The following is a 4,629-nucleotide window of genomic DNA, read 5'->3' as shown; positions in this document are numbered from 1 at the left end:
GGCGATCAAGATCGGCCGCAGCGGACCGCCCAATCTGGATGTGAGCATGGCCAGGCCGAACAGCTTTCTGGGCGGCGCCGGCATTCAATGGATGAACCCGAAAGGCTGGGCGATGGGACTGGGCGCCGCGGCTTCGTTCGCGGCATTGGCCAGCGGACCGGTGCAACTTGCGCTGCTGCTCGGCGTCACCTTCGGCCTCGCGGCCGCCGCCTCGCTTTCACTGTGGTGCGTGGCCGGAATGGTGCTGGCGCGGCTGCTCAAGACCGAATGGCAATGGCGCGCGCTCAACATCGCGCTGGCACTGGTGCTGGCCGCCTCGATCATTCCGATGTGGCGGACGGCCTGAGTTGGACGCAAGGCCCCTCACCCAGCCTCCGCTTCGCTCGGCTGACCTCTCCCCTCGGGGAGAGGAGATTGTCAGCGCCGGCGCCGGTCTCTTCTCCCCAGCGGGGAGAAGGTGGCCGCGAAGCGGCCGGATGAGGGGCCTTTTGGTTCGTAAAGCGAACCAGCCTAAACCCTCAAGCCGCGTAGCGAGCCGCCGGCTTGTCGGCGTGCAGGCTGCCGTAGAAGGCCTGCCGGGCACCGAGGAAAATGTCCAGTTTGGCCGGCTCGGCGAGCGCCGGCACGGTGACGGCTTCACCCCTGGCAAGGCCGACAAGGGCCGCATCGACCATATCGTCGGCGCTCATGATGATTTCCTTCGGAAGCTGGTCGATATCGCTGCCGGCAAGCTCCCAGAAATCGGTCCGTGTCGCGCCCGGCAGCACCACCTGCACCTTCACCTCCGTACCCGCGACCTCGCGGTGCAGAGCCTCGGTGAAGTTGACGACATAGGCCTTGGAACCGCTGTAGATGCCGCCGAACGAGGTCTCATAGGCGAGCACCGAGGCGATGTTGACGACCGCACCTCGGTTGCGCGCCAAAAACCCCGGCAGCACGGCACGGGTCAGCCGCGTCAGGGCGATGACATTGACCTTGATCATGCGTTCGGCAGCGTCCGCATCGGCGGTTGCCACCACGGACTGGCCGCCAAGGCCGGCATTGTTGACCAACAGCGTCACGCTGTCGTCGCTGGCGATCGCCTGCTCGACGCGGCGGACGTCGTCGTCGTTGGAGAGGTCGGCGCTGATCACGCTGACCTTGCGGCTATAGGTCTGGCGCAGCTTCCCGGCCAGTTCCTCCAGCCGGTCGGCGCGCCGCGCCACCAGCACCAGATCGTAGCCCTGCCCCGCCAGCCGGTCGGCATAGACCGCGCCGATGCCCGACGAAGCACCGGTGACGACCGCCGTGCCCTTGTTGCCCTGTCCACTCATTGTCCTGCTCCTTCTTCGACTGATCTGGTTCGTTTCGACTGACCCGGCGCCGTGGCATCTGCCGCGCTACCGAAAGCCGCGTGATTGATTTAGTGGCATATACCACTAATTGGGAAGTAGGCATATGCCACTATCTTGTCAATGATACGGACCGGGATTATTTGAGGGGTGCAGCCGGGCGTCATTCGCCGGCGCCAAGGACCATCATGTCAAAGGACAGCTTGCCCGGCCTCACGCTCTGCAACAACGCCGCGCTGCGCCGTGCGGCGCGCAAGCTCGGCAAGTTTTATGATGATGTGGTGGAGCCATCGGGCCTCAAGGCGACGCAGCAGGGCCTGCTCTACCAAATCCATATCGGCGACGAGCCGGCGATGGGGGCTATCGCCGCGTCGCTGATCATGGACCTGTCGGCGCTCGGCCATACGCTGAAACCACTGATCCGCGACGGCTATGTCGAGACCTTCGCCGATCCGGAGGACCGCCGCGTCAAGCGTGTGCGGCTGACGCCGCAGGGGCTGGCCAAGCTTGAGGCCGCGATGAAACTGTGGCAGATCGCCCAGCAGCGTTTCGAGGATGTCGTCGGCAGGGACAAGGCTGAAAAGCTGCGCGCGGCGCTGGATGACATCGCCGCGCTGGATTTCGATCTGCCGCAGGCCACGCCCTAAGGCGTTAGGCCAGCGTTTGCCAAAAAACCTACTCGGCAGGCATCTGTACAGGACGAGCCGCCCAGCGGCCGGCCACCACGATGCCAAGCCCGATGATCGGGAAGATCGCGGCGACCAGGCCGAGATCGGCCGGCGCGCCGTAGCGCAGCACGGCACCGCCGACCACGGCGCCCAGCGCCACGCCGAGATAGAGTGCCGAGGCGTTGAGGGACAGCACGATCGGGGCGGCATCGGGCGCCAGCTTGATGATGCGGCTCGCCTGCGCCGGCGGGAACGCCCAACCGACGATGCCCCACGGCACCATCATCGCCATCAGAGCCGGCCCGGCAATATGGTGCGGCAGGAACGTCGGGATGACCGACAGCAGGACCAGCATGCCGGCACTCAGCGCCAGCGACCAGCCGACGGTGCGGGTCGCGCCGAACCGGTCGGCAGCCTGGCCGCCGCCAATGTTGCCGATGACGGCGCCGACGCCGAAGGCAAGCAGCATGCCGGGCAGCGCGATCTGGCTGAGACCGCCGCCCTCGATGGCAAGCGGCGCGACATAGGCAAAGACGGTGAAGGCGCCGATCAGCGCCAGCACTGTCGTCAATAGGATCGGCATCACGCCGGGACGCAGCGCTGCCGCCAGCCTGCGCTTCAAGGGCAGCCTGGTGCCAACGATGCCCCGCGGCAGCCGGTACCACAGGATCGCGCCCGCAAGCGCGCCAAGACCGGCGATGGCAAAAAAGGTGCCGCGCCAGCCGGCAACGGTGGCAACGAGCGCGCCCAGTGGCGCGCCCAGGGCAACGGCCACCGTGGTGCCGCCGACGACGACGGCGATGGCACGCGCCCGGTGATGGTCATCGACCAGCGCCACCGCGGTGCCTTGCGCGGTTGCGGCGAACAGGCCCGACGACAGCGCCATGACGATGCGCGCGATCAGCAGCAGTTCGAAGGAGGAACTCAAGGCAGCGGCGACGTTGCCGAGCACAAAGAACACCAGCGTCCACAGGATGACGCGGCGCCGGTCCCACTCGCCTGTCAGCGTCGCCAGGATCGGCGTGCCGATCGCATAGGCGAGCGCGAAGGCGGTGATCAGCGTGCCGGCCAGCGGAATGGAGATGCCGGCATCCGCCGCGATGTCGGGCAGAAGGCTGGAGATGACGAAGCCTTCGGTCGAGATCGTGAACGATCCGAGCGCGAGCCAGAAAAGGCGCTTGTCCATGGCGGGATGTCCTTAGTTCAAAAGTTATTGAACAATTGGACACAATAGGGCATCATGTCAATGAAGCCAGGGAAAAATAGCTGAACCTTCCTGACAGCCCTGTGTCAGGACAGGTCGGAAGCATCGGCGCCAGACGGAGAAAGGTCGCGTGCGGGCCAACAATGATGGATGCGTTGAAATCGGACCCGACTGTGCTTAGTTTCGAGCCATGACCTTGCCACACCCCAATACGGACCAGATCAGCCTGCCGATTGTGCTTGGCGTGCTCGGCGACCCGACCCGGCTCGCCATCGTGCGCTATCTCGCCAGCAAGCAGGGCGTGCCGCTGAACTGCAGCCAGTTCCTCGATTTCGGCTCGAAGACCAATCTGAGCTATCACCTGGCCAAACTGCGCGAGGCCGGCGTCACCCGCGCCGAAGTGGTCGGCACCAACCGCATGATCACACTGCGCCGCGCCGATCTCGACGCCCGCTTCCCCGGCCTGCTCGACAGCGTCATCGCCGCCGCCGGCGACGATCCGGCACTGCCGGCGGTCGGCGGCCACGACATCGAAATCCACGCCTGACCTTGCAGAACTTGGGTTCCTCGCCCCACGGACGTGGGCAAAAGGAAAAGCGGCGTCACACAGGAGCCTCCCGAAAATGCGCATCGCCGTCCTCGCCGATATCCACGGCAATGTGCTGGCGCTGGACGCCGTGCTTGACGATCTGAAGCGGCGCGGCGGCGCCGACCTGACCGTCAATCTCGGTGACAGCGTTTCCGGCCCGCTGTGGCCGCGCGAGACGTTTGCGCGGTTGGAGGCGCTGAACCTGCCGACGGTGCGCGGCAACCACGACCGCCGTGTCGCCGCCGACCCCGCTGATGACACCATGTGGCCCTCCGACGTCTATGCGCAGGCGCGGCTGACCGAGACGCAGCGCCAGATGCTGTTCGCCCAGCCGCTGACGCTGGAGATCGCACCCGGAATCATCGCTTTCCACGCCCGTCCCGACCATGACGAGAAATATCTCGCCGATACCATCGTCAATGGCCAGCTGGTGCGTGCGCCGTTGGCGGCGATCCGGCGGCGGCTGAAGACGCTCGACCCGGCTTGCCGCATCGCGCTGTGCGGCCACAGCCACCGCGCGGAACTGATCCGCGTCCCCGATGGTCCCGTCATCTTCAATCCGGGCAGCATCGGCTGCCCTGCCTATGACGATTCCACACCGCCGGCGCATGTCTCCGAGCAGGGCTCGCCGTATGCGCGCTACGGCATCGTCACCTTGGGCAGCAACGGCCAGCCCGACCGCTTCGAGGCCATCGCCGTCGACTACGACCACGAGGCGGCCGCCAGGCAAGCCGAACAGGCGGGCCGGCCGGAATGGGCTCACGCACTCAGAACAGGGTTCATGCCCCTGCCCGGCTGAACGCTCTTGCGTTCATGCCCGGCTGAACGCTCTTGCGT

Annotated in this window: 5 protein-coding genes and 1 pseudogene; 4 read left to right on the top strand and 2 right to left on the bottom strand. The window is 66.1% G+C overall.

The window, feature by feature from the left end; translation table 11 throughout:
- Positions 1-346: pseudogene (locus EOD15_RS29005) on the top strand (LysE family translocator); the annotation flags it as partial.
- Between the two features lie 172 nt (positions 347-518).
- Here the strand turns inward: EOD15_RS29005 and EOD15_RS29000 are convergent.
- Positions 519-1,313 carry an SDR family oxidoreductase gene (locus EOD15_RS29000; RefSeq protein ID WP_127321974.1) on the bottom strand — a complete coding sequence of 265 codons (795 nt, stop codon included), beginning with the start codon at positions 1,311-1,313 and terminating at the stop codon, positions 519-521.
- A 206-nt stretch (positions 1,314-1,519) separates the two neighbouring features.
- Here EOD15_RS29000 and EOD15_RS28995 point away from each other — a divergent pair, with 206 nt between their 5' ends.
- A complete protein-coding gene (locus tag EOD15_RS28995) occupies positions 1,520-1,978 on the top strand; it encodes a MarR family winged helix-turn-helix transcriptional regulator (RefSeq protein ID WP_127321975.1) in 459 nt (152 codons plus the stop codon).
- A 28-nt stretch (positions 1,979-2,006) separates the two neighbouring features.
- Here EOD15_RS28995 and EOD15_RS28990 read toward each other — a convergent pair whose 3' ends face one another.
- A complete protein-coding gene (locus EOD15_RS28990) occupies positions 2,007-3,185 on the bottom strand; it encodes an MFS transporter (RefSeq protein ID WP_127321976.1) in 1,179 nt (392 codons plus the stop codon).
- Positions 3,186-3,393: 208 nt separating this feature from the next.
- Between EOD15_RS28990 and EOD15_RS28985 the strand changes: the two genes are divergently transcribed.
- Both EOD15_RS28985 and EOD15_RS28980 read left to right on the top strand, forming a co-directional pair.
- Positions 3,394-3,750 carry a helix-turn-helix transcriptional regulator gene (locus EOD15_RS28985; protein ID WP_127260980.1) on the top strand — a complete coding sequence of 119 codons (357 nt, stop codon included), beginning with the start codon at positions 3,394-3,396 and terminating at the stop codon, positions 3,748-3,750.
- Positions 3,751-3,826: 76 nt separating this feature from the next.
- Positions 3,827-4,591, top strand: a complete 765-nt coding sequence (locus tag EOD15_RS28980) for a metallophosphoesterase family protein (RefSeq protein ID WP_127321977.1) — start codon at positions 3,827-3,829, stop codon at positions 4,589-4,591.
- Positions 4,592-4,629: the final 38 nt, after the last annotated feature.

This window comes from Mesorhizobium sp. M7A.T.Ca.US.000.02.2.1 (assembly GCF_003996995.1).
GTDB lineage: Bacteria > Pseudomonadota > Alphaproteobacteria > Rhizobiales > Rhizobiaceae > Mesorhizobium.
This window is presented reverse-complemented; position numbering and strand designations above follow the sequence as displayed.

Bases quoted from the DNA above. Each gene is read 5' to 3' on its own strand.
- EOD15_RS29000 (WP_127321974.1), bottom strand. From the start codon at position 1,313: ATGAGTGGACAGGGCAACAAGGGCACGGCGGTCGTCACCGGTGCTTCG.
- EOD15_RS28985 (WP_127260980.1), top strand. From the start codon at position 3,394: ATGACCTTGCCACACCCCAATACGGACCAGATCAGCCTGCCGATTGTG.
- EOD15_RS28980 (WP_127321977.1), top strand. From the start codon at position 3,827: ATGCGCATCGCCGTCCTCGCCGATATCCACGGCAATGTGCTGGCGCTG.
- EOD15_RS28990 (WP_127321976.1), bottom strand. From the start codon at position 3,185: ATGGACAAGCGCCTTTTCTGGCTCGCGCTCGGATCGTTCACGATCTCG.
- EOD15_RS28995 (WP_127321975.1), top strand. From the start codon at position 1,520: ATGTCAAAGGACAGCTTGCCCGGCCTCACGCTCTGCAACAACGCCGCG.